Here is a 25,857-nt window from a genome sequence, read left to right as displayed (position 1 = left end):
ACCAAAACCGGAAACCGGCAACAATTGAAAAACCCCACAACCTTTGATCCTGATCCGTTACCGGTATTTACCCGGCGTAATGCCGTATTTCTTCCGGAAGGCGGTAGTAAAATATTGCGTACTCCGGTAGCCGCAGGTATCGGCGATTTCCTGTATGGTCTTTTCTCCCGATAACAGTTGTGCCCTGGCTTCTTCCAGGCGCAGGTCGCGGAGGTAGCCGAATACCGTGGTCCCGAAAATCTTCCTGAATCCCTTTTTAAGTTTAAATTCGTTAAGCCCCGACCGCCGGGCCAGGGTTTCAAGGGAAAACGACCCGCCGCAATCTTCTTCCAGGATGGACTTTACATAATACACCTTTTCCCTGTCCTGTTGCTGCAGCTCCGGTAACCGGGTTTCCTGGAATTGTTCTATTTGCAGCATAAGGAGCTCCAGCACCTTTGATTCCAGGAAAAACCGTTTGAATATCCCTGTCCTGGTACAATGCAGCAATTCCCGGATCACCCGGTACATCTCGGCGGATATCAGCCGGTTCTGCCTGCCTATAAGGGTCACCTTTTTGTGCTCCATATCCCGGAGAAACCGGTCAAGCACGCGCGATCTCCCCCGGGTGATCCGTTCAAAATAGCTTCGGGACAAGTGTATTTCAAGGGTTTCACAGGTCTTTTTCTGCTCAAAACTGTCAAAATACCCGTCAAAATAAGGGATATAAAACAGGTTGTGTTCCCCGGGACTGAACATAAAATCACGGGTGCTGTTGCTGAATCCCGCCCTTTTATGCCCGGAAAGGGAAAAGTGCATTTCTATGACCGGGGTTTCGTTGTCGGCTTTCAGGCGCATGTCCCGGTTGATCTTCAGGTTGCCGTACAGGATGTGTATACCCTCGAACCACTGTTCCCTGAAATATCCCCCGGCATAATCCCCGTACCCGATTTCAAACTCCGTCTCTTCCATGGCGCCTGTCGTGGTAAAGTTTCCCGGCAGGTCCCGTTGGTAAATAATTTCCCGTAGATCCGTGGAACGCAGTCGAAATTTCATGGGCTTTATCTTTTATTACGTGATGTATATATCCGGCCTCCCTTTTTTTCATCATCCGGCATTCAAACAAAAAACTCCGTCAATCGCAATCCGTTTCTTCAGGGAATGCACAACTTTGTAGTACAAATATAAGTTATTTAGAACAAATCTAAATTACATAATGCAAAAAATAACAGACCATACCGAACTGGCCGGCCAGCTGGAATGCCCTTCGGGAACACGGGGACTGCAAATCGCCGACAATATGTTCAACACCAACAGGAACCTCATACGGGAAACCGTGGAACTGCTGGACATACAGCCCTGCGACCATATCCTGGAAATAGGTTTCGGCAATGCACGGCACCTCAATGAACTATTCAAGCAACACCCCCTGATATCCTATACGGGTGCGGACATATCAGAACTTATGGTCCACCGGGCCATTGCGCTCAACACTTCCCTGATGGAAGAAAACAGCATTGTTTTCCGGAAGACCGACGGAACACAACTCCCTTTCCCCGCCGCCTCTTTTGACCGGGTGTTTACCGTTAACACCCTCTATTTCTGGAAAAACCCGCAACAACAACTCGGGGAAATAGGCAGGGTACTTGCAAAGAATGGCAGGCTGTGTATAGCTATCGTGGCCGGGAATTCCATGGAAAAACTTCCCTTTGTCCGCGAAAATTTCCGGTTGTATTCCTGTACGGAACTCACCGCGCTGCTGGAAAGTGCCGGGTTTAGCGTAAGGATATCCTATCAGGGCCGTGAGACCGTAAAAAGCCACCTGGAAAAACACATTTCTCGCGACTATTGTATTGTACAGGCCGAAAAAACCGGTTCCCGCTAAACATCCTGCCGGAATACGCCGTGTTTACCGGAAAGGAAATTCAAGACGCTTCAGTCCTACCCGATAAAAAAACCGATCATGAAAGAAACCTTGCAAACCACCGTGGAAATATTTAAAACGGATGTTACCGACCCGACGGTTGCGGATAGCTGCATTCTCACCCTGTCGCGGAGGTTTCCCCGGCTGCGTATCAATTTTGACCTCGAAGACCGTGACAGGATCCTCCGGGTGGAAGGCCATACTATTAACATTCGGGAGATCGTAAAAATTCTCAACGCCCTGTGTGTCGACTGCACCTTATATGTGGAGTAATACCCTCCTTCCCTCCTTGTAAACGGGTACGGTCCTGCCCCGGGTACTTCCAATTAAAAAAATTCAATGAATCAAAGCGTTTCAAAATTACAACCCTTGCTTGGGATGTCAAACAAGCTCCTCCCTTGATCCCGATGGTTATCGGGAGAAGGGAGATGGGCAGACTTCAGTCTGGTCGGAGGGTTTGAAAGCCCAAGCCATTGGAAAAATACAAAAAATTAGAAATATGCCCGGGATTTGGGCCTGGTCAAACTCCCCGTCCCGCAAGCGGGACACTTCTCTTCTCCTGATAACCATCGGGATGAAAAAGGGAGCTTTTTCTTATCCATTATTCACGTCCTATTACTTCTGCAGGACTCTTTGTGAACCTCTGTAGGACCTTTGTGAATCTCCTTATAATACATAAAATCCGTAAGCCGGCCGGGGATAAAGCACCTCACTGTTAAAAAGCGCCTGTAATGTCAGGTAGCCGACATTTTATTTCAAAGGGCCTCACTAATTTTAATCATCACTAAAACAAAAACGAAAAAAATGTCACAATTCAGAAATTTGTTTAAGCTGTCTATGTTCACACTCATCGGTGTCATTGTATATTCCTGCAGCGATGACGATGATACTTCCGGCGACCCCATGCCCACAACGGCCACGCTTACCGTAGAAAATGTACTCGATAGCAGAACACTGGTTCAATCGGGAAGTTTTGAGGGGGATGGTGCAGGGGCCCCTGTTATCCTGCCCGGCGAATCCGTTTCGTTTTCATTTTCCGCAGCAAGAGGGCAGGCCGTATCTTTTGCCGCCATGTACGGATGGAGCAACGATTTGTTTTTTGCGCCGGAAAACCCGGGGATCACATTGTACGATGCCGGCGGGAACCCGGTTGAAGGCGATGTTTCCGGGGCGTTGAAGCTGTGGGACAACGGTTCCAGGGTCAACCAGCCCCCCGGGGCAGACGTACAACATCCCGGGGAAGCGGAATCCGGCGTTATCCGCGAAGTTAACGGGACGGATGACCAGGGGAACACCTATCTGCCCGCACCGGAACTGGTTCGGGCCACCCTGACTTATGACGGGGATTCCTATTTTACCCTGACACTGGAGAACACTTCGGGGGGTACGGCAAACGAAACCCCGGTAAGCCCCGGCGTATGGGCAATTTCATATATAGCCGGAGGAAATATTTTAAATCCCGCGCCCCTCTTCAGCGAAGGGGAAAGCACTTATAGCGGTCTTACCGAACTTGCGGAAGCGGGAGACATTTCTGCCATCGCAGCGGATGTAAGCGCCGAGACGGGCATCTTTACCCCGCTGTCTCCCATTCTCGTCGTGGTGTACAACGGCATTGAAAACCCCGTCTTTAAAACCGGTGAAACGGACCGGAACGAAGGACTGACCGAACTGGCCCAGACAGGCAATGCAGAGAAACTGGCCGAAGCGCTGACCGGGACACCCGGGATCGAGGCCACCTATATTCTGCCCGATCCGCAAAATACCGTACTGCTGCCTTCAATAAATGGCGCAGCCGGCGGAAAAGTGAGCCGGGAACTGTTATTGAACGAAGGGGACCACATCGCCATTGCCACCATGTACGGCTTCTCCAACGACTGGTTCTTTGCCCTCGGTGATAACGGCATCTCCGCCGATGAGCGGGGCGATGTCTCTTCAAAGATCCGGTTGTATGACGATGGTACCGCTGTCAACCAGTTCCCGGGAGCGGGAATGACACAGATCAACCTGGGCGGCACCGTAATTCCTGAAGACAACCCCATACAGGAAGTGCCCAACCCGAACAGTTTCAATACACTTCCCTCACCGGACCAGATCGTAAAAGTGAGGCTGGACTAACTATTTCTTACAAGTAAAGGCCCCCGGACAGATGCAGTGCTGCCGACAACGTCCGCCAGGGCCTTTTCTTTCAGAGCATTACGCCGGTTCAATCGGTTTTGATAAGAAATTCATGGCTTCCCGAAGAAAGCCTTAACACCCCGCTCCGCTCCCGGTCTTTTTTATTGTTGTTATATATGTAATACCCTTCGCCCGGATGAAGTTCGGCAGTACTATTGGCAGGGATCACTACGTGATAGCGTATATGGTCCCCCTCGGTTTTCCACCCGGAAACGATTTCACCGTACGGGCCTTCATGCCTGGCTTCAAACTGTGAAAGTCCTTTTACAAAATGAGGTTTCAGTATAATATTTTTAAACCCGGGGGCACGCTCATCGGGCAGGATACCGCCAAGACCTTTGTACAGCCAGGCTCCTACAGCACCAAACATGATATGATTTTTCGAAATGTCCGAACCTGCATTCAAATCCCAGTTTTCATACAGGGTAGTCGCCCCGTTTTTAATCCACCATCCCCAGGAAGGATAGGTATCCTGAGAAGCCACCTGATAGGCTAAACCGGCATACCCGTTCCGGCTTAAAGCTCCCAGTATGGTTTTGGTGCCCAATAATCCCACATCGATATGGTTATCCGCTCTTTTTACTTCGGCGGCAAGACGGTCTGCCACTTTTTGTTTCAGCGAGTCCGGAACAACGCCCCAGTACAACGGCGCACTTAATTCGGTTTGATAACCGTTCCCGTAAATACCGGTTTCCGGGTCCAGGTATTTTTTGTTGATGGCATTTTTGATGTTCCGGGCCAATCCGGTATATTTTTCACGGTCCTTCTCCCTGCCGAAAAGCCCGGCTGCCCTGGCCAGAATAGTAGCATCCACATAATAATAGATCGACGAAGTAAGTTCCTCAGGGGTTTCGGACTTTACCGGGACCCAGTCTCCCAGCCCCCAATCCGTCAGTCCGTTGCCATCACTGACGGATGTAATATGATCCACGTATTTCTTCATGGGTTCATACATGTCCCTCAGCACTTTATCATCACCGTAAAACCGGTATATTTCCCAGGGTATAATGGCAATGGTACTCGTCCAGTCCGGGCCGTTGCCCCAGTCGTAGCCCCAGCCTCCCCATGTGGGGATGATGGACGGTAAAACGCCGTTCGGCTGTTGTTCGTCCCGATGGTCTGCCATCCACTTTTCATAAACGGTAATGGCATCAAAATTATACAGCCCGGTTTCAATATTGATATGCGCATCACCCGTCCACCCGTTTTTTTCCCGTTGCGGGCAATCGGTAGGGTAACCGAAAAGATTGGACAAATAAGAAGCATTTGTGGCTTTCCAGATTTTGTTTATGATCTCGTTGGAAGTGTGAATACTTCCGGCGGGCTTTACATCGCTGTGCATAAATTCTCCCGTAATGCTTTGTTTTGTCAGTGCAACGGGTTTATCGCTTTTTACTTCAACATACTGAAAACCTTTGTAATTGAATTTCGGCATAAAGGTCTCCTCTCCCTTTCCGCTTAACGTATAAATATCCACCTGGAAAGGGTCCAGGGTATCTTTCGGGCGATAGTGGACATTGATATTTGACAGGTCCGGGTTGCCCAGACTATCCAGTTGTTCCGCATGTGTTACCCGAATCCTGGTCCCCTTTTTTCCGCTGACCTTTAGTTTGGTGACTCCGGATATATTCCGGCCCAGGTCAAAAATATATCTTTTGTTACTGATTTTTCTTATTTGCTCAGGGACAATCTGTTCCACATTGCGGATAGGTGGCATGGCCTGTGCCACAATCGAATCGGAAGGGGCCTTAACTTCAATGGCCGGGTTCCATGAGCTGTCGTCAAAACCCGCGGTATCCCATCCGGGCTGTTCCAGGAGTGCATTGTAGTGTTCTGCCGTATAAATACTGTTGAACACCACAGGGCTCAAAGAGGTTTTCCAGCTTTTGTCCGTGGCAAATACTTCGGTGGTACCGTCGTCATAAGTTAACCGGATATTCAGGCAGAACCCCGGACGGGCCCTCCATCCCGCTTCGTGAAAATTCCACACTGCTGTTGACTGATGGTTGTACCAGCCATTGCCCAGTAAAACACCGACGGCTGTTCTTTTCTTCCGGAAGTTTTCGGTTACGTCATACGTTACATAGAGGTTCCGTTTGTCAAATCGGGTATACACGGGGTCGAGACGATGATCTCCGGCCTTTTCGCCGTCAAGGTATAATTCGTACAACCCGGCGGCTGCAATATACGCCCTGGCCCTGACCACATTCCTTTTAGGTCGTATTTCCTTCCTGAAAAACGGCGCGGGTTTTAAATCGGTATCTTCAACATCGGTGATCCAGCTACCTTCCCAGTTACCTGCTTGCATCATTCCGGTTTCAAAGTGAGAAATTGCCAGCGCGCTTTTCCTGCCCTTGTTATCCGATATTTCCACGCCCCAGTAATATTTTGTGAACGGCCGTAAGGGTTTGCCGTCATAGATCACCAATATATCACCGCCCTGCCGAAAGGTTTCCCAGAGCTTCCCGTCGCGGTTTACAATCGCCATCGAATCGGCAGCCACATAAATGCGAAAGGATTCCTGGTATACTTCTGTGTCTTCCGAAGCGACCCTCCAGCTCAACCGGGGATGCGGAGCATCTGTTCCCAGGGGTTCCGGCAAATGTTCGGTTTGTAGTTTTTCCAGGCGTAATTCTCCTTCCTGTGCATGGGAAATTCCGGAAATAAACCATAGGCAGGCTGTCAGAAATATGATTTTCATATAATACCGGGGGTTTTAGTAGTTATCCTGTTCTGCACTTACTTCGGTTCTGATGGCAGTTTGTATGTAAGGCTCCCCCTAAATATAGGTGTTTTTTCAATAGCGTATTACACATTTAATGATGATGATGCCCGCCTTCTCCCTTTTTCATTTCGGAATAAAGGTAATACGCCCCTTTTAACACGATCTCCGCGTTTCCGGGCAGTTCCCGTATTTCCTTTATTTCAACAAATCCCTGGTCCCTGATCCCGGGGACTACCTGTACCCTGGTAAATGCGGTTCCGTGCTTATCGCCATGTGGTGTTTCTTGCGCTTCGTCATCCGTATGTGTATGAAGTTCTTCTTGCTCCTGTACCGCTCCCCCGTTTTTGACAAACACAAATGTCTTTCCCCCTTCTTCGACAAGGGCATCTTCCGGTAGTGCACGGATCTCTTTCTTCCCGGTGTAAATCCTTGCTTCGAGATATAAGCCGCGTATAAAATCCGGGTGTTCCCCTTCAATATGACCATGTACCTTTACGGTCTTGTTGTCCATATCGAAGGATTTCCCGGTGAGATAGACTTCACCCTGATAACTTCCATCCCCGATACCGGGAACCACAAACTGTATGGACTGCCCTGTTTTTACCTTGCGGATGTCCTGTTCAAAGACATCCAGTTCAATATGCATATGGCTGTTGTCCACCAGCTCGTAGATCTCCTGTTCCGATCTTGCCAGTTCCCCGTTATGTACCGCGATCCTGGTGATATAACCGCTGATGGGTGCCCGCAGGGCGATGGTAGAAGAAATATGCCCCGCCGCCACACGTTCCGGAGAAAGCCCGATATACCGGAGCTGTTTTTCAAGTGCCTGTTTTTTGGCCCGGGCACTGCGGTAGAGGGACGCGGTTTTCTGAAACTGTTTCCTGGAAGTGACCCTCGCGGAATCGAGCGTTTTCTGCCGGGTGTATTCGGCTTCCAGGTAGTCCAGGTTATTCAGCACACCGAGGTATTCTTCCTGCATCTTCACATAATCCATATGCTCCAGTACGGCGAGTACTGTTCCTTTTTTAACAAAATCCCCTACCAGGAAATTGGCCTTTTTTACCATACCGTTCATGGGAGTCGTTATGGCCACAATATTTTGCGGTGGCAGGTCGAGTATGCCGTTCGCTTTTACAAACCCGGAAACATTGAGTGATGTGAACGTCCCGTATTCCAGGTCGATCGATGCCAGCTGGACATCGGTGAGCTCCACCCGGTCTGCACTTTCACCACCGTGCTCTTCTTCGTGATGTCCGTGTTCTCCTTCCGCAGATTTTTTTTGCGGTTCCCCGCACCGGGCCAAAAGGAGGAGTATGCCCAGTACTATTGAAATATATTGTAGCTGTTTCATGTTGTTTTTTATTGTTTTGCAATTTATAAATGTCGGACCCTTCGGCTGTGCCCGGGGACCTCACCGAATGTTGAACACAGAATGCCGAAGTACCATAAAGTTTGAGAAACTGTCTGATGTATGAACACTTAAAACTTCATCTTTGGGTATTCAGTATTCGTGATTCATCATTAAGGCTACAAGCTAACGATCTATTTATTTGTTACTGTTATTTATAAGCGCGCCTGAAAGCCGGTTCAGTTCGATAACAGCTTCATTATAGGCCTTCAGGCTTTTCAGGTAGGCCTCTTTTACGGTTATGGCCTGGTTCAGGTTTTGAATAAAGGCAATATAATCGACCTCCCCGGCCTTATACCCCAGTACGGCGGTCCGTATCTGTTCGCCGGCCATCTGAAGGCCTTCTTCTTCATAATAACTTACCGATGCCGTTGCTTTCTGCCATTCGGCCACTGCCTTGCTCCACTGCCGGCGCAGACCGAGCCTTTGTTCTTCTGCTTCCTTTTCGGCAATGGACTGCTGTATATTCGCTGCCTGTACCCGGCCTTTCTGGGCAAAAAACAACAGGGGAATATTGATCCCGGCCCTGAACATGTAAAAACCTTCCTGCCCGTTCACGGTCTGATCGCTGTAGCCAAGGTTCAACCGGGGCAAAAACCTGGAACGTTCCAGTTTCAGGGCGGCTTTCGAAACCCTTTCTTTCTGCCGGTAGTATTGCAGCAAAGGGGTTTGAGATAAACCGGAAGTGTCTGCGGCAACCACCTGGTCAAATTTATAAAGACCGGTATCCTGGCTTACCACCGGGGTACGGACGTTTATCCACGATTGCAGGTTTTTTGTCACATTCTGATAATCGGCCTGTGCCTGCTCCCGCATCACTTCCACCTCGCGTGCCCTGCCGGTGGCCGAAACCAGTTCCAGGCGGCCCGTGGCCCCGGTGTCAAAACGCAGACGTGCAGAAGCCCTGAAATCGGAAAAAATACTGTCCAGTTCTTTTATGAGTTCCAGCCTGCTTCCTGCAAAAAGCCAGGAATTATACGCTTCGCTTATACGGGCTACCAGGTCGTTATTCGAAAGTTCCCTGTGCGCCAGGCTCAGATCGGTCCGGGCCCGCCGGTACTGTGACCTCCGGATATAGGTAAGCGGAAAATCAATATTTTGCTGAATTCCCAGGGAACGGACCCCTTCAATATCCGCTCCATTTGTTTCCTCCCGTTGGTAATAGAGCTGGGTATTGCCAAAATCAAAAGCGGTTTTCTGCAGGGCTTCCTGTTGTTCTATCTCCAAATCCGCCTGTGCGGCCAGAGGATGATTTTTCAGTCCCAGCGTAATGGCCTTTTCCAATGTAAGTCCCTGTATGGCTTTTGTGGTGTCCTGCTGGGCGTGTGCATTTGTTACACCGAGTATCAATGCCGCTACCACCAATAATGATACCTTGCCGGGCCGGAACTTCCATTTTATCCCTTTTTCGAGATCGTAATACAACAAGGGCAGAACGATCAGTGTCAGCAGGGTTGCCGTTACCAGTCCCCCGATCACCACCGTGGCCAGGGGGCGCTGTACTTCCGCTCCTGCCGAAGTGGAAAGGGCCATGGGCAAAAACCCGAGGGAAGCCACCGATGCCGTCATAATAACGGGGCGCAACCTTACCCGTACTCCTTTAAAGATGCGTTCTTCCAGTGCCGATCCTTCTTCCCTGAGCCGGTTAAATTCCCCGATAAGCACTATACCGTTGAGCACCGCTACGCCGAAAAGTGCAATAAAACCTATTCCGGCAGATATACTGAAAGGCATTCCCCTGATCCAGAGGGCAAAAACACCGCCTATGGCCGACATGGGTACCGCCGTAAATATCAACAATGCCTGTTTAACGGAACCGAAGGTAAAAAACAGGAGTATCAGGATCAGTAACAGCGCTGCCGGTACTGCAAAGGAAAGCCGTTGCCTGGCCTTGACGAGATTTTCAAACTGTCCCCCGTAAGTGATGTAATAGCCGGGAGGCAGATTGAGCTGTTCGTCCAGGACCTCCCGTATGTCGTCCACTACGCTCTCCGTATCGCGGTTTCTCGTATTTACCCCGATAACGATCCTGCGTTTGGCATTGTCCCGTGAGATCTGTGCCGGGGCTTCTTCAAAACCGATTTCCGCAACTTCCCGCAAAGGCACCTGTCCTCCCGAAGGTAACGGGATGTACATATCCCGGACATTTTCAATATCGCGCCGGAAATTTTCCTGAAAACGGACCACCAGGTCGAAACGCCGTTCCCCTTCAAAGACCACCCCGGCCTTTCCCCCGGCAAAAGCGGTATGGACAGCCAGGTTGATATCTTCCACATTGAGGCCGTACTGGGCGATTTTGTTTCGTTTGTAATTCACCTGTATTTGCGGCAACCCGCTGGTCTGTTCCACAACGGTACCGCCAACACCTTCTACCTGTTCCAAAAGGGCATTGGCCTGATTGGCTTTTTCAAAAAGCAGGTCCAGGTCTTCTCCGTATATCTTTACCGCAATGTCCTGTCGTACCCCGGTGATGAGTTCGTTAAAACGCATCTGGATGGGTTGTGTAAATTCTGTGCCTACTCCGGGTATGGAATGAATGACGGCTTCCATTTTTTCGTACATTTCTTCGCGGCTCGACGCACTCACCCACTCTTTCCTGGGTTTCATCACGATGATGATATCCGCCAGTTCCGGCGGCATGGGGTCGGTGGGAATCTCGGAGGTGCCTATTTTATTGACCACTTCCTTGACTTCAGGGAATTCCCGCATTAAGGCCGTTTGTACTTTTGCTGAGACTTCTATCATCCGTTTCAGGGAAGTCCCCGTGGGAAGTATCTGGTGCGAGGCAATATCCCCTTCCTCGAGGGTAGGGACAAACTCACCGCCCAGACCGGAAAAAATATAAACGCTCAGCGCGAATAACAACAGGGTAAACACGATCACCGCTTTCCTGGTTTTCATGGCAAAACCGATCACCGGCTCGTACAAACGGTGGAAAAAATCCATTATTTTTTCGGAAATGGTCCTTCTGGTCTCTATTTTTTTCTTCAGGACCAGGGCGGACATCATCGGAACATAAGTGAGCGATAAGATAAAGGCACCCAGGATAGCAAAACTTACGGTTTGTGCCATAGGGGTAAACATTTTTCCCTCGATACCCACCAGGGCCAGTATAGGCAGGTATACGATAAGGATAATGATCTCACCGAAGGCTGCCGACTTCCGGATCTTGCCTGCTGCAATCCCCACCTGCTCGTCCATTTGTGCCTGGCTGAGGTTCTGACGGTTAAAATTGGTATGAATACGATGCACTATGGCCTCCACTATGATCACCGCCCCGTCCACGATAAGACCGAAATCTATGGCCCCCAGGCTCATAAGATTGGCGGAGACCCCAAAGAAGTTCATCATTCCCAGGGCAAACAACATGGACAGCGGTATCACCGAAGCCACGACCAGTCCGGCCCTGAAATTACCCAGTAACAGCACCAGGATGAATATAACGATCAGCCCCCCTTCCACCAGGTTTTTGGTTACCGTATGTATGGTCCTGTCTATTAACTCCGACCGGTCCAGAAAAGCATCAACATGGATGCCTTCGGGCAGGGACTTCCGAATTTGTTCCATCCGTTCTTTTACGGCCCGGGTCACCTGGTATGAGTTTTCACCTTTAAGCATCAATACCAGTCCGCCTACCGTTTCTCCCTTTCCGTTCCTGGTCAGGGCGCCGAAACGCGGGGCATGGCCTATTCGTACCCGGGCAATATCGCGTACCAGAACAGGAGTTCCCCCCGTATTTTTTATCACTATCTGCCCGATCTCTTCCAGGGAGTTCACCATCCCCTCGCCGCGAATAAAATAGGTGGTGTTCGTCTTTTCAATATAGGAACCTCCGGTGTTGTGGTTGTTTTTGGCTATGGCGGTATAGACTTCGGGCAGTGTAAGCTGGTAAGCCCTTAACTGTTCCGGGTTTACCGCAACTTCATACTGTTTTAAATAGCCGCCGAAACTGCTTACTTCGGCTACCCCGGAAACACCCGCCAACTGCCGCTTTACGATCCAGTCCTGGATGGTACGCAGTGTGGTCAGGTCGTAATCATCCTTAAACTCCTCCTCTACTACCAGGGTGTACTGGTATATTTCACTCAGCCCGGTTACCATCGGGGCCAGCCCCGGGCTTCCGTAATCTTCCGGGATATTTTTTTCCGCTTCCCTGATCTGTTCATTGACCAGTTGCCGGGCCAGGTACGGGTCTACGTCCTCTTCAAACACCACGGTGATCACAGACAGTCCGAAACGCGAAATGGACCGGATCTCCGTAATATCGGGAATAAAGGACATGGATACTTCCAGGGGATATGTGATGAACTGTTCCACTTCCTGCGTGGCCAGGTCGGGAGCCTGTGTAATGACCTGTACCTGGTTGTTGGTAATATCCGGTACGGCATCCAGGGGGATCTGCCGCAGGGAAAATAGTCCCCAGCACACCAGGGCCAGGACAAACAGCCCTATAATAAGCTTGTTCTTAATGGAAAAGCCAATAATTCTATCAAACATTCAGTTAAGTTTAATCCATTTTACAATACAGGTTATCTGGTTCGGTTGACCAGTACACAAGGATACTACATCCTCAATACAAAATGGATCAAAGCCTGGGCGGCTGGAAAGGCGTGTCTAAGTAGGTGGAAGAAAATGTAAAGCGGTAAATACCGTATCGGGGACCGGAGATAAAACCGGGGGCCTCCGGGGGAAGCGGTACCTCTACGGGAACAAATATAAAACTGTTGCAACAGGGATTATTTCCCTGAACGGGGAAGTCTTCCGTCCGGGAATCCCCGTGATGTTCCCCGGATGGCTCATGGTCATGAGCACATTTATTTTGCGGAAAATCCCCGGAGAATCCACCTCCGGGTTCCCGGTTTTCCTGATAGGTATGTATCAGACCGGGCAGGTTCTGCAATTCGCAACACAGATCCATACCGGGGGCCATTCCCCGGATCAGGGAAAGAAATATAAGCGATATGGATACAAACGTATGCACAACATCAACAAATATACTATTTTTTAATAGTCCTGTATGTAACAGCTCAGAATTCCGGAACTAATGTTTTCTTTTCGGCTTCCTTAACAATAACTAAACCACGCTGCACTGAAAGGTGCAGCGGTTTTCTTTACCGGGGACTAAAAGCCCCCCTTTTTAGAAAGCAATAAAATCACCAAGTTATTAGGTGGATTGAGTTATTGAGTTATTTAGTCAACACACAATAACTCAATAACCCGGATTATAATTTTTTCGCACTACTAAAGTGCTGCAATAATCCCGATTATCCCGGTATCTATCGGGATCTGGAGCAGGGTTTGCCCCCCTAAACCGAGACCAATAAATGATGTTTCATGCCGCCCGGAGCGTACATATCTACCCGTAGCATTTCGAACAAAAATCACTTTTTAAAAGATGTTGTTATTACTTATTCCGCCTCCGCGGATGATAAAAAATTTTCAAAACCGACATCAAAAATGAAATAAATTCAAAAATATATTGTCAAAATTATCATTTGTTATGTTTACTTTTATTTAACGATCCATCCCTTGCCTGTATGATTGGCTTTTAGTAGTTTTGGTGCCCGAGATGAAATTGCTATTCAATCTTTTTATATCGCTGTGCATCTTCCTGTTGAGCGGATATGGTCAACAGGACGACCATGCCTTCCGGGAACATACAGACTATTTCCTCACACAAAATATCAACAATCAGCAACCGGTCGTTTTTGATGCTCCTCAAAACGACAGGGCTTTTGACCTCCGCTCCGGTTCATCGGGTTCAGAGAGACGAAAACACAGAACAGAGGAAAAGAATATTGAAGAGGAGTACGAACCTGTTCCTGTAAAAAAATACCTGAAGAGCAGTAATACCCTTACTGCTCTTTTTTATGCCCTGGGCCTCGGGCATTTCTTCCGTTATATTAAATCCGGCCCGTTTACCTCCGGGCATTTTTTCCGTTTTTCAGTTTTTCGCCCACTGTACATCAGGTTCCGGGTTTTCCGGTTATGATCCGGTAACCAGGGCCTTTTTCAACAGGTCATGCTTTCCATAGTTTTTTTAGTACGAAGTGTAGTATAGTGCCCGTAGCAACGCGCTTCGCGGGTATACCTGCCGTACTGCACATTTAAAAATCATCCACCAAACCATTTTTTTAAAATAAAGTTATGATAAAGAGAATTGTCATGCTTGCAGGCCTGTGTGCCTTATTGTTTCACACCGGTTGTGCATCCAAAAAAAAGGAAAAAGAAGCAGAAACGGAATATCTGGTCACCAGTCCGTTAAAGAAAGATACTTTAATCACCAGGGAATACGTGGCCCAGATACATTCTATCCGCCACATTGAACTCCGGGCCCAGGAAAGAGGTTACCTGCAGGACATTTATGTGGACGAGGGCCAGTTTGTAAAAAAGGGACAGTTACTGTTCCGTATTATGCCTAAACTCTACAGGGCCGAACTGCAAAAGGCGAAGGCCGAAGCCGATTTTGCCGAGATCGAATACAATAATACCAAAAAGCTTGCCGACAGCGATGTTGTGGCCCCGAACGAACTGGCCATGGCCAGGGCCCGCTTAGACAAGGCCAAAGCCGAGATGGCACTGTCACAGGTGCACCTGCAATTCACGGAGATCAGGGCACCGTTTGACGGTATCATCGACCGCTTTCACGTAAGGCAGGGCAGCTATCTCGAAGAGGGCGAACTGCTGACCGAAATGGCTGACAACAGTAAAATGTGGGTGTATTACAATGTTACCGAATCGGAATACCTGGATTATATGTCGCAGGCCGAAAAAAAGGACTCAACGGCTGTGAACCTCCTTATGGCCAACAACCGGATTTTTGAACAACCGGGAGTGGTAGAGACCATAGAAGCCGATTTTGACAACGAAACCGGAAATATCCCTTTCCGTGCCACTTTTCCCAATCCTAACGGACTTCTGAGACATGGCGAAACCGGAAGTATTCTCATGAAAGTCCCTTTTAAGGATGCATTGATCATACCGCAAAAAGCAACCTTTGAGATCCTGAGTAAAAAATTTGTTTTTGTTGTAGATGATAGTGGGCATGTTAAACAAAAGGAGATTTCCGTTAAGGGAGAATTACCACATTTATTTATTGTGGATGAAGGCCTGTCTGTAAACGACAAGATAGTACTCGAAGGCATCCGGATGGTGAAAGATGGTGAAAAGATCGCTTATAAGGTTGAAAAACCGGAGGCGGTAATAGCAAACCTGGATATGTATGCCGAGTAATTCAAATCTGTCGGTTTTAGACTTAAGGCTTTATGAATTAGCACGTAAGACTATATCTTACAGTATTTTAACTTCTTATATCATATGTCTTACGTCCTAAATTATAGCAGATAATTTTCTGTCATCTACAAATCAAACCTATAAACAGCGTAAAATGTTTGCTAAATTTATAAAAAGACCGGTATTGGCCATTGTCCTATCGGTAGTCATCGTTTTTGTGGGCTTACTGGCCATAAAGCAGTTACCCATATCACAATTTCCGCAGATAGCCCCGACAACAGTCAATATTTTTATAGCATACCCCGGAGCCAGTGCAGATGTATTGGTAAAATCAACGCTTATTCCTCTGGAAACATCCATAAACGGTGTTCAGGGCATGCGTTACATCGCTTCGGATGCCACAAGTGCGGGTGAAGGTACCCTGCGTATCATTTTCGAACCGGGAACCGATCCCAACCAGGCTGTAATTCGTGTCAAGACCCGGGTCGACCAGGTGATGCCCCTGCTCCCGGAGCTCGTACAGCGGGAAGGTGTTATTATCAAGCCCGTACAGCCCAGCATGCTTATGTATGTGAATTTATCCAGTAAAGAAAAAAATAACGACGAGAAGTTTCTTTACAACTATGCATACACCAAAATAGTCCCGGAAATTCAGCGTATAAACGGTATTGCCAGCGCAAAAATACTCGGTAGCCGGAAATATGCCATGAGGGTCTGGCTGAAGCCCGACCGTATGAGAGCCTATAAAGTCTCTGCCGAAGAGGTCCTGGAAGCGATGGATGAACAGAGCATTATTGCACGGCCGGGACGCCTGGGGAGAAGTTCGGGCAAGAAAACCCAGTCACTGGAATATGTGTTGACCTATCAGGGAAGGTATAATGAGCCTGAAGACTATAAGGATATTATTATCCGGGCCAAGGAAGACGGCGAAATATTAAAACTCAGGGATGTGGCCGATGTTGAACTGGGGAGCGAGTTCTACGATATTTATTCCAACCTGGACGGCAGCCCGGCAGCCTCTATCGTACTGAAACAAACCTTCGGGAGTAACGGTAGCGACGTTATTAAAGCCGTTAAGGCAAAATTACAGGAGCTGAAAAAAGAACTACCGCCCGGGGTGGAATACGAGATCGGTTATGATGTATCGAACTTCCTGGATGCCTCCATAGAACAGGTATTACATACGCTGAGAGATGCCTTTATTCTTGTGGCCATTGTGGTGTTCCTGTTTTTGGGAGACTGGCGTTCTACACTTATCCCCATTATAGCCGTGCCGGTATCTTTGATAGGTACCTTCTTTATTATGCAGATGTTCGGGCTTTCCATAAACCTGATCACGCTTTTTGCGCTGGTACTGGCCATTGGTATTGTGGTAGATAATGCCATTGTGGTGGTAGAAGGCGTACACGTAAAGATGGAAGAAGAAAATCTTTCGCCCTACAAAGCGTCTTATGCCGTATTGGGAGAGATAGGCGGGGCTATTGTTGCCATTACCCTGGTTATGGTATCGGTATTCATCCCTATTTCATTTATGACCGGACCTGTAGGGGTGTTTTACCGTCAGTTCTCCATCACCATGGCAGGGGCCATCATATTGTCGGCAGTCGTAGCGTTGACGCTTACCCCGGTATTGTGTGCCATATTATTAAAAAACAATCATGGAAAGGCCCGGAGAAAATCTCCCGTTGACCGGTTTATAGACTGGTTTAACCGGAAATTCGATAAACTGACAGGGAAATATATAAGTCTTCTAAAGGTTATCGTGAACCGGAGGGTCATTACCTTCGGTATGTTAATCGCCTTTTGTGTCGGTATCTTTTTAACGAACCGGGTATTGCCGGCAGGATTCATTCCGAATGAAGACCAGGGCATGATCTATGCCATCATACAAACCCCTCCCGGGGCTACATTGGAACGCACCAATGAAGTGGCCAGGAAACTGCAGGAAATCTGTGAAGAAACAGAAGGTGTGGCATCGGTGTCTTCACTGGCCGGATATGAGATCATGACCGAAGGACGGGGTTCTAATGCGGGGACATGCCTTATTAACCTGAAACCCTGGTCGGAACGCGAACACGGCGTTCATGAGATCATGGAAGAACTGGAGGAAGAGACCAAAGATCTCGGGGCTATTATAGAATACTTCGAACCGCCGGCCGTTCCCGGTTTCGGGTCGTCAGGAGGCTTCTCCATGCGTTTACTCGATAAAACGAACGATACGGATTATAAGGCGTTTGAAAAAGTCAATGACAACTTTATGAACGCCCTGAGAGAGCGTAAGGAAATCACCGGGTTGTTTACCTTTTTTGCCGCAAATTATCCGCAGTACGAGTTAAAGATCAATAACAAAGCGGCCATGCAGAAAGGGGTTTCTATCGGGAAAGCCATGGAAAACCTGAATATTCTGATCGGTAGTACGTATGAACAGGGATTTATCAAATACGGCAGGTTCTTTAAAGTCTATACACAAGCTGCCCCGGAGTACAGGGGAATGCCTTCCGACCTGGAAAAACTCTATGTGAAGAACGAGGAAGGCGAAATGGTACCGTATTCCGCTTTTATGACCATGGAAAAGAAACTGGGGCCTAATGAGATCACCCGGTATAACCTGTACAATTCCGCATCCATCAGGGGGCTCCCCGCTCCCGGATATACTTCCGGAGATGCCATTAACGCCATAAAGGAGGTCGCAAAGCAAACGCTGCCAAGAGGATATGATATCGCCTGGGAAGGGCTGTCTTATGACGAAGCCTCCCGTGGCAATGAATCCATATACATCTTTGCAGTTGTGCTCATTTTTGTATACCTCGTACTTGCCGCCCAATACGAAAGCTTTATGCTGCCCATGGCCGTTATCCTTTCGTTGCCCGTAGGTATTTTTGGTTCTTTCCTCTTATTGAAGATGATGGGGCTGGCCAACGATGTCTACGCACAGATCGGTGTTATTATGCTGGCGGGGCTTTTAGGTAAAAATGCCGTATTGATCGTGGAATTTGCCGTTCAGAAACGGAGAAACGGGGCCTCCATTTCAGATGCTGCTATTGAAGGGGCCAAAGCGAGGTTCAGGCCTATTCTTATGACTTCATTTGCATTTATTGCCGGATTAATTCCGCTGGTTGTTGCTACGGGGGCCGGAGCCATAGGAAACAGGACCATAGGCGGTTCTGCCCTGGGAGGAATGTTTATCGGAACCGTACTGGGGGTATTGGTGATCCCGGGATTATACTATGTTTTTGCAAAAATGTCAGACGGAAAGGCACTTATCAGGGATGAAGACACCGAGCCCGTTTCTGAAGAGTTTATGAGAATAAGTGAAGGAGAAAGCAAATTGCAAGCCAGAATTCGCAAGATGAATACGCTTTTGAAAAAATTAATGAAAAGATCAGACGATGAATAAAAACAATATAACACACTATGGTAAAACATCTTTGGTTGGGATTTTTGCATTGGCCACACTGTATTCCTGTGTTCCCGCTTTAGAAACCGTACAGGAAGATACGGCGGTTCCGGTTCAGTATGCAGATCAACCAAAAGACAGTTTAAATTCGGCCCGGATAAAATGGCAGGACTATTTTACCGATCCGTACCTCGACACCCTGATTGATACGGCGCTGAAAAACAACCAGGAGCTCAATATCACGTTACAGGAACTGGAGATCGCCAGGAACGAAGTAAGGGCGAGAAAAGGCGAATACCTGCCGTTTATTGGTCTGAAAGGTGCCGCTGGGGTTGACAAAAAAGCCCGGTACACCAGCCGGGGGGCCAGTGAAGCCACTACCGACATCAGGCCCGGGGAGGAAATGCCCGAGCCCCTGCAGGACTACCTGGTGGGCGCCTATGCTTCGTGGGAGGTAGATATCTGGGGGAAACTGCACAATGCCAAAAAAGCAGCCATAAGCCGGTATTTATCTACTGTTGAAGGCAAAAACTTTGTGGTTACCAACCTGATCGCCGAAATTGCCAATTCCTATTACGAATTGCTGGCACTGGACAATCAGCTGGATATCGTTAAACAGAATATTGCCATCCAGACCAATGCCCTGAAAATTGTGAGGATACAGAAAGAAGCCGCCCGCGTCAACGAACTGGCTGTGCGTAAATTCGAGGCAGAGGTACTCCACACCAGGAGCCTTCAGTACGATATCCGGCAGAAGATCACGGAAACGGAGAACAGGATCAACTTCCTGGTAGGCCGGTATCCGCAGCATGTCCGCAGAGATCCGGATGCTTTCGACAACCTGATCCCCGACGACATCCATTCGGGTCTGCCGTCACAACTGCTGGAAAACCGTCCGGACGTGAAACAGGCCGAACTGGAACTGGCTGCGGCCAAACTGGACATCAAGGTGGCCAAAGCCCGTTTTTACCCTTCCCTGGGAATTTCCGCCAATATAGGCTACCGGGCATTTAACCCGAAATACCTGCTGAACACGCCCGAATCGCTGCTCTATTCCCTCACCGGGGACCTGACGGCACCATTGATCAACAGGAATGCCATAAAGGCTGCGTATTACAATGCCAATGCAAAGCAGATACAGGCAGTCTACAATTATGAGCGGACCATTCTGAATGCCTATATTGAAGTGGCCAATCAGTTGTCTAAGATCGGTAACCTCGAAAAAAGCTACACCCTCAAATCGAAGGAAGTAGATGCGCTTACCGCATCCATCGCTATTTCCAACATCCTTTTCAAATCGGCCCGGGCCGATTATATGGAAGTATTGCTGACCCAGCGGGATGCCCTGGAATCGAGGTTTGAGCTCGTTGAAACCAAAATGCAGCAGATGAATGCCATGGTGAACATGTACCGGGCACTGGGCGGCGGATGGAATTAAACGGGTAGTTTTTGTTCAGTAATTGTAGGTACTTAGTTATTGGGTTACCCGGTTATTTAGTCAACACACAATAACCCAATAACTAAGTAACTAAAAAGCAATTTCATTGCCACTTCCTCACCTCCGGACTTACAGTTCGGAGAGGTTTAGTTTTTTGCAAATGAGGGAAGACAGGAAACCGGAAACGATCCCGGGTTTACGATGTATCAGCTTCACATACAACATTCAACCAAAAAACATTCGTGTATCCATGGTAAAACCAAAATAGGAAACCGGCAACAAGCGAAAAACCCCCACAGCCTTTGTCCCTGATCCAGTTTCAGGTTTAAGCATGTCCGAATGAATAACTTCCCGCAACATCTTACAATCCACCCAAAACGCCATAGCTTTAAACCCTGTTTCTATTTCGGCCTACAACTATTTTAAGTCCTACGTCGTCTTAAATCTCATATCCAAAACCAAACCTTGCCCACAACTTTCGGAATTAATCCTTATTAATTTTCAAGCCTGTCCCGCAACTGTTTAAAATAGTCAAAAGCCTTTGCCAGGCGGGAGCCGTACCAACTGAACATTTCCCCGTCAACAAAAACCGTTTTGGCACGGTGAGTAAACCGCCCCACCTCAAAGGCATGTTCGTCCTTGAACGGATAGGGTTCCGAAGACAGGAACACCAGGTCGGGATCACCATCCATGCGTATTTTTTTCAGTTCCACCTCCGGGTAGCGTTCCTTATCTGCGTAGATATTCCGGAAGCGGTTCAATGTCAGCAGGTGATCTATAAAGGTGTGTTTCCCGGCCACCATCCAGGGGTTTCGCCAGATGAAATAGGCGACCTTTAGCTCGGGTTTATCGTGAATGTATTTCTGAAAATCGGTTAATCGGAATTGTATTTTATGTACGATCCCGGAAGCTTCTGTCCGACAGGAAAGGATTTCCCCGTATTGCCTGATCAACTCAAGGGAATCACCTATAGTATAAACATCAGAAACATGCACCGGAGCTATTTCTTCCAGTTCCTCCACCATTTCCCGGGTGTTTTCTTCTTTATTGCACAGAATAATGTCTGGGGATAACGCCTTTATCCGCTCCGTTTTCACCTTTTTAGTCCCTCCCACAATAGTTTTGAGGGATTTAAAATGATACGGATGAACGCAAAACTTCGTAATGCCCACCACCTTGTCTTCCAGTCCGAGGTCGTACAACAATTCGGTCTGGGAGGGCACCAGTGATATGATACGTCGCGGTGTTTCTTTCAATACCAGTTCCCGTTGTATTTGGTCCTTACAGGTCAATAAGCATCCGTTTTAATTAAAAAGCTGTGGTCTATAGTACACTATTTCTTATGTATCACAAAAGAAATGGCAGCATCTTCCGGCAGAGGTGCCCGACCGTATATCTTTACATAGCGGTGTCCATGACAGCGGCCATCTGATGCTGTATTTTCTCCGCTTCGGATTTTGCGGCTTCGGCAAAGTCCTTTCCCCTTGATGCATATATGATCGCCCTCGCCGAATTGACCAGCAGGCCTACATCTTTGGTCATTCCGTATTTACAGACATCTTCCAGGCTTCCCCCCTGTGCGCCTATACCGGGCACAAGCAGAAAACTGTCCGGTATGATCTTACGGATATCCGTCAGGTATTCCGCCTTCGTCGCCCCGGCCACATACATCAGGTTTTTACTGTTTTCCCATTGCCGGGAAGTTTCCAGCACACGTTTATACAACTCCCTGCCATCGGAATCCCTGGTCTGGAAATCAAAAGCGCCTTCATTGGAGGTGAGGGCCAGCAGGATGGTGTGTTTATCCTCAAAAGACAAAAAAGGTTCTACGGAATCCTTTCCCATATAGGGGGCCACCGTAACAGAATCGAAGCCCAGATCTTCGAAAAATGCCTTGGCATACATGGCCGAGGTATTGCCTATATCTCCCCTTTTGGCATCGGCTATGGTAAACACATCCGGGTAATTCTCATTCAGGTAATCGATGGTTTTCCGAAGGGCCTTCCAGCCTTTTACGCCACAGGCTTCGTAAAAAGCAATATTGGGTTTGTAGGCCACGGCTGCGTGGTGGGTAGCATCAATGATCGCCTTGTTGAAGGCAAATATCGGGTCTTCTTCTTCCAGTAAATGCCCGGGTATTTTTTGCAGGTCCACATCCAGCCCTACACAGAGAAAAGATTTTTTCCGACGTATCTGGTCCAGTAATTTTTGTGTTGTCATTATTATTGCAATATTGTTAGTTTTGAAGAATCAGGCGATCAACTTCTCTTTTAAGTTCCGGAAGATGGTTTATCAAAACAGACCAGATATTTTCATCGGAAAGGTTATCATAAGCGTGTATCACCTGATTTCGCAATCCTATAATTGCTTTTGCATTGGAAATCTGATTTTCCAATGAACGATCTCTTTTCAGAATCCTGTTCATTGCTTCCCCAATAATCTCTAAATCACGTTCAATGGCCCTTTTCAGCATTAAATTTTCCCGATATTGAAAAAAATCTTTTTCCCGATTTTCAAAATAGCCCTCAATTTCTTCGATAGCCAGTTTTATGTCGTACAGCCATTTAAGAATTCTTTCATCCATAAATCAATTCTTTATTTTTATTAATTGAATTGATCAGTATAGGGTTTTTTAAGGTTTGTTCTTCCACCAGATCAATTTCCCGCCCTAGCAATTTTTTCAGATTTTCCTTGAAAGCCATATAATTTTCAAAATAATTGATCAAGTCGATCGGTTTAAATCTCACCAAAAAATCAATATCGCTATTGGAATTAAAATCGGATGTGAGTGCAGAGCCAAAAAGATACATTTTATCTACGTGATATTTATTGCAAAGCTTTTTCAAGTTCTCAATATGATTTTCAATCAGTTTCATATTCAAATTTAACGAAAAAATCATTAACGAATATTCTGTGGCACATGCCGGCTGCTTATTAAAATGCCGCACTTCGACAGGAGTCCGGTGCGGCATTTTTGTTGGGTTTATCTCACAAAAAGTTTTTTATCAAAACACTTCGCTTGCTTTCAGCTTTTCGGTATTTTCCGCAAGTTTCAGTTCCTCACTGATCTTTTCGATATCTCCGTTTATGATATTTTGCAGGTCGTAAAGTGTGAGCCCTATCCTGTGGTCGGTTACCCTGCCCTGGGGATAGTTGTACGTCCGTATCTTGGCACTGCGGTCTCCGCTGGACACCATACTTTTCCTTTTGGCCGCGTCTTCTTCCTGTTTTTTGACAAGTTCCCTTTCATACAAACGGGAACGGAGCACCTTAATGGCCTTTTCCAGGTTCTTGTGCTGTGATTTTTCGTCCTGGCACCGCACTTCAATGCCCGTAGGGAGGTGTTGTAACTGGATAGCGGAATAGGTGGTGTTTACCGATTGTCCGCCGGGCCCGGTAGAGGTGGTCCGGATAATCTTTACATCGCTCATGTCCAGTTCCACATCAAACTCTTCGGCTTCGGGAAGTACCATTACGGTTGCCGCAGAGGTGTGCACCCTGCCCTGGGTTTCGGTTTGCGGTACACGCTGTACACGATGCACCCCGGCTTCAAATTTCAGGGTACCGTATACCTCTTCGCCATTGACTTCAAAAATAATTTCCTTGAACCCGCCGGAAGTCCCCTCGTTAAAATCCACCACATTCACTTTCCATCCCCTGCCTTCGCAAAATTTGGTGTACATCCGGTACAGATCACCCGCAAAAATGGAAGCTTCGTCCCCTCCGGTACCTGCACGGATCTCCATCATGGCATTCTTGGTGTCTTCCGGGTCTTTTGGGATGAGAAGGTATTTTATTTCTTCCTCCATCGCAGGGAGTTTTTCCCTGGCCTCTTCCAGTTGCATCCTGGCCATCTCCACCATTTCCGCATCGGTCCCGTCTGCAATGATCTCTTCGGCCTCAGCGATATTGTCCAATACGGTCTTGTATTCCTCGCGTTTTTCAACAATGGCCCTCAGGTCCTTGTATTCCTTGTTCAACTGCACATACCGCTTCTGGTCCGCAATGATATCGGGCTGAATGATAAGGTCCGATACCTCATCAAATCGTTGTTTTACTACGTTTAATCGGTCTAACATATACTGTGGTTCATTCGATTTGCAAAATTACAATATTTTTGTCAGATTAATATTCGAACTCCCCGAATTCACTTCGTATGGTAAGTTTTTTGCGATCTGACGCTTCCACCCGGCCCACAACCTTTGCATCAACATCAAATGATTTTGAAATCGCAATAATATCTTCGGCAATCTTTTCATCCACATACAGTTCCATACGGTGTCCGCAGTTGAACACCTGGTACATTTCCTTCCAGTCTGTTCCCGACTGTTGTTGTATCAGCTTAAACAGCGGCGATACTTCAAAAAGGCTGTCCTTGACAACGTGAAGATCGTCTATAAAATGGAGTATCTTGGTCTGTGCCCCGCCACTGCAATGTACCATGCCGTGTATATCTTCTGCCGTATATTTTTCCAGCACTTTTTTTATTACGGGGGCATACGTCCTTGTGGGCGACAGCACCAGTTTGCCCGCATCAAGGGGTGAGCCTTCCACCGGGTCAGTAAGTTTCACACCACCCGAATACACAAGATCTCCGGGAACGGACGGATCGTAGCTTTCCGGGTATTTTTCGGCAAGGTATTTGGCAAACACGTCATGCCTTGCCGACGTAAGTCCGTTACTTCCCATCCCGCCGTTGTATTCTTTTTCGTAGGTGGCCTTCCCGAAGGAAGCCAGTCCTACAATAACATCCCCGGCCCTGATATTCGCATTGTCTATAACATCCTTTCGCTTCATCCTGGCGGTAACTGTAGAATCCACGATAATGGTACGTACCAGGTCGCCCACATCTGCGGTTTCCCCGCCGGTGGAATGAATCGCTACGCCGAATTTTCCCAGTTCGGAGACCAGTTCTTCGGTACCGTTGATGATCGCGGAGATCACTTCCCCGGGAACCCGGTTTTTGTTTCTCCCTATGGTGGAAGACAATAAAATATTGTCCGTAGCACCTACACACAACAGGTCGTCTATATTCATGATAAGGGCATCCTGTGCAATACCTTTCCAGACCGACAGATCTCCGGTTTCCTTCCAGTACATATACGCCAGGGACGACTTGGTCCCCGCACCATCGGCATGCATGACGAGACAGCTGGCCTCATCAGCAGTGAGGTGATCGGGCACTATTTTGCAAAAGGCTTTCGGGAAAAGTCCCTTATCTATGTTTTTTATGGCATTGTGCACATCTTCCTTGGAGGCCGAAACCCCTCTCTGGGCATATCTCTTGCTTACCGAAGCACTCATAATTAATGTCGTTTGCCGCAAAAATACATAATTTCGGGATGAAGATTGCCGATTTTGGCTCCGGATTTGTTCCCCGGAACGTCAAACCAAACTACTCCGGATCAGAAACCCATAGATTTCCGGCAGACTAAAAGCCGGTTTTGCCACGGATACACAAATCACTCTAAAAACAACGATGGGTATCTCCGTGTATTTGCGGCTAAAATTTATACCAATCTAAAATAACTCGAATGAAATTACGGGATTTCAACCTTTAACCTGATAATAAAAACGG

The 25,857-nt window shown here is 47.8% G+C and carries 18 protein-coding genes; 7 read left to right on the top strand and 11 right to left on the bottom strand.

The annotated features are described in order from the left end of the window. Window positions 1-57: 57 nt before the first annotated feature. On the bottom strand, window positions 58-1,035 hold the full coding sequence (locus tag LS482_RS16695) for a helix-turn-helix transcriptional regulator (RefSeq protein ID WP_233028651.1): 978 nt from the start codon (window positions 1,033-1,035) through the stop codon (window positions 58-60). Window positions 1,036-1,195: 160 nt separating this feature from the next. Here LS482_RS16695 and LS482_RS16690 point away from each other — a divergent pair, with 160 nt between their 5' ends. The 3 genes from LS482_RS16690 to LS482_RS16680 all read left to right on the top strand — a co-directional run bounded on the left by LS482_RS16690 (window position 1,196) and on the right by LS482_RS16680 (window position 4,018). Next, entirely contained in the window at window positions 1,196-1,864 is a 669-nt protein-coding gene (locus LS482_RS16690) for a class I SAM-dependent methyltransferase (RefSeq protein WP_233028650.1), read from the top strand. 78 nt (window positions 1,865-1,942) lie between these two features. After that, window positions 1,943-2,176: a hypothetical protein gene (locus LS482_RS16685; protein ID WP_233028649.1), complete on the top strand. Its 234-nt coding sequence runs from the start codon at window positions 1,943-1,945 to the stop codon at window positions 2,174-2,176. Between the two features lie 531 nt (window positions 2,177-2,707). After that, entirely contained in the window at window positions 2,708-4,018 is a 1,311-nt protein-coding gene (locus LS482_RS16680; protein ID WP_233028648.1) for a spondin domain-containing protein, read from the top strand. 88 nt (window positions 4,019-4,106) lie between these two features. On the opposite strand, the gene LS482_RS16675 is transcribed toward LS482_RS16680, so the two are convergent. The 4 genes from LS482_RS16675 to LS482_RS16660 all read right to left on the bottom strand — a co-directional run bounded on the left by LS482_RS16675 (window position 4,107) and on the right by LS482_RS16660 (window position 13,192). Then, the gene (locus LS482_RS16675; RefSeq protein WP_233028647.1) at window positions 4,107-6,779 is read right to left on the bottom strand and encodes an alpha-L-rhamnosidase; all 2,673 of its coding nucleotides are present in this window, start codon (window positions 6,777-6,779) and stop codon (window positions 4,107-4,109) included. A 115-nt stretch (window positions 6,780-6,894) separates the two neighbouring features. Continuing rightward, window positions 6,895-8,154, bottom strand: a complete 1,260-nt coding sequence (locus LS482_RS16670) for an efflux RND transporter periplasmic adaptor subunit (RefSeq protein WP_233028646.1) — start codon at window positions 8,152-8,154, stop codon at window positions 6,895-6,897. A 195-nt stretch (window positions 8,155-8,349) separates the two neighbouring features. Beyond that, window positions 8,350-12,708, bottom strand: coding sequence for a CusA/CzcA family heavy metal efflux RND transporter (locus LS482_RS16665; RefSeq protein WP_233028645.1), 4,359 nt, complete (start codon window positions 12,706-12,708; stop codon window positions 8,350-8,352). Window positions 12,709-12,796: 88 nt separating this feature from the next. Then, window positions 12,797-13,192 (bottom strand): hypothetical protein, encoded by a 396-nt coding sequence (locus tag LS482_RS16660; protein ID WP_233028644.1) that lies wholly within the window; start codon window positions 13,190-13,192, stop codon window positions 12,797-12,799. A gap of 588 nt (window positions 13,193-13,780) precedes the next feature. Here LS482_RS16660 and LS482_RS16655 point away from each other — a divergent pair. The 4 genes from LS482_RS16655 (at window position 13,781) to LS482_RS16640 (ending at window position 20,279) form a co-directional block, all read left to right on the top strand. Next, window positions 13,781-14,203 (top strand): hypothetical protein, encoded by a 423-nt coding sequence (locus LS482_RS16655; protein ID WP_233028643.1) that lies wholly within the window; start codon window positions 13,781-13,783, stop codon window positions 14,201-14,203. A gap of 158 nt (window positions 14,204-14,361) precedes the next feature. After that, window positions 14,362-15,444, top strand: coding sequence for an efflux RND transporter periplasmic adaptor subunit (locus tag LS482_RS16650; RefSeq protein ID WP_233031848.1), 1,083 nt, complete (start codon window positions 14,362-14,364; stop codon window positions 15,442-15,444). A gap of 154 nt (window positions 15,445-15,598) precedes the next feature. Further along, the gene (locus LS482_RS16645) at window positions 15,599-18,841 is read left to right on the top strand and encodes an efflux RND transporter permease subunit (RefSeq protein ID WP_233028642.1); all 3,243 of its coding nucleotides are present in this window, start codon (window positions 15,599-15,601) and stop codon (window positions 18,839-18,841) included. After that, window positions 18,834-20,279 carry a TolC family protein gene (locus tag LS482_RS16640; RefSeq protein ID WP_233028641.1) on the top strand — a complete coding sequence of 482 codons (1,446 nt, stop codon included), beginning with the start codon at window positions 18,834-18,836 and terminating at the stop codon, window positions 20,277-20,279. Before LS482_RS16645 ends, LS482_RS16640 begins: the two co-directional genes overlap by 8 nt. A gap of 494 nt (window positions 20,280-20,773) precedes the next feature. On the opposite strand, the gene LS482_RS16635 is transcribed toward LS482_RS16640, so the two are convergent. The 6 genes from LS482_RS16635 to LS482_RS16610 all read right to left on the bottom strand — a co-directional run bounded on the left by LS482_RS16635 (window position 20,774) and on the right by LS482_RS16610 (window position 25,583). Next, window positions 20,774-21,571 (bottom strand): ABC transporter substrate-binding protein, encoded by a 798-nt coding sequence (locus LS482_RS16635; protein ID WP_233028640.1) that lies wholly within the window; start codon window positions 21,569-21,571, stop codon window positions 20,774-20,776. A 106-nt stretch (window positions 21,572-21,677) separates the two neighbouring features. Next, a complete protein-coding gene (gene pyrF, locus LS482_RS16630) occupies window positions 21,678-22,499 on the bottom strand; it encodes an orotidine-5'-phosphate decarboxylase (RefSeq protein WP_233028639.1) in 822 nt (273 codons plus the stop codon). A gap of 16 nt (window positions 22,500-22,515) precedes the next feature. Continuing rightward, the gene (locus tag LS482_RS16625) at window positions 22,516-22,863 is read right to left on the bottom strand and encodes a HepT-like ribonuclease domain-containing protein (RefSeq protein WP_233028638.1); all 348 of its coding nucleotides are present in this window, start codon (window positions 22,861-22,863) and stop codon (window positions 22,516-22,518) included. After that, window positions 22,856-23,155 (bottom strand): nucleotidyltransferase family protein, encoded by a 300-nt coding sequence (locus LS482_RS16620; protein WP_233028637.1) that lies wholly within the window; start codon window positions 23,153-23,155, stop codon window positions 22,856-22,858. Before LS482_RS16620 ends, LS482_RS16625 begins: the two co-directional genes overlap by 8 nt. 129 nt (window positions 23,156-23,284) lie before the next feature. After that, window positions 23,285-24,358: a peptide chain release factor 1 gene (prfA, locus tag LS482_RS16615; protein ID WP_233028636.1), complete on the bottom strand. Its 1,074-nt coding sequence runs from the start codon at window positions 24,356-24,358 to the stop codon at window positions 23,285-23,287. Between the two features lie 46 nt (window positions 24,359-24,404). Further along, window positions 24,405-25,583, bottom strand: a complete 1,179-nt coding sequence (locus LS482_RS16610) for an AIR synthase related protein (protein ID WP_233028635.1) — start codon at window positions 25,581-25,583, stop codon at window positions 24,405-24,407. Between the last annotated feature and the right edge of the window lie 274 nt (window positions 25,584-25,857).

It is taken from the genome of Sinomicrobium kalidii (assembly GCF_021183825.1).
In the GTDB taxonomy this organism is placed as follows: Bacteria; Bacteroidota; Bacteroidia; order Flavobacteriales; family Flavobacteriaceae; genus Sinomicrobium; species Sinomicrobium kalidii.
The sequence above is the reverse complement of the archived record's forward strand: the minus strand, read 5'-3'. Positions and strand labels throughout refer to the sequence as shown.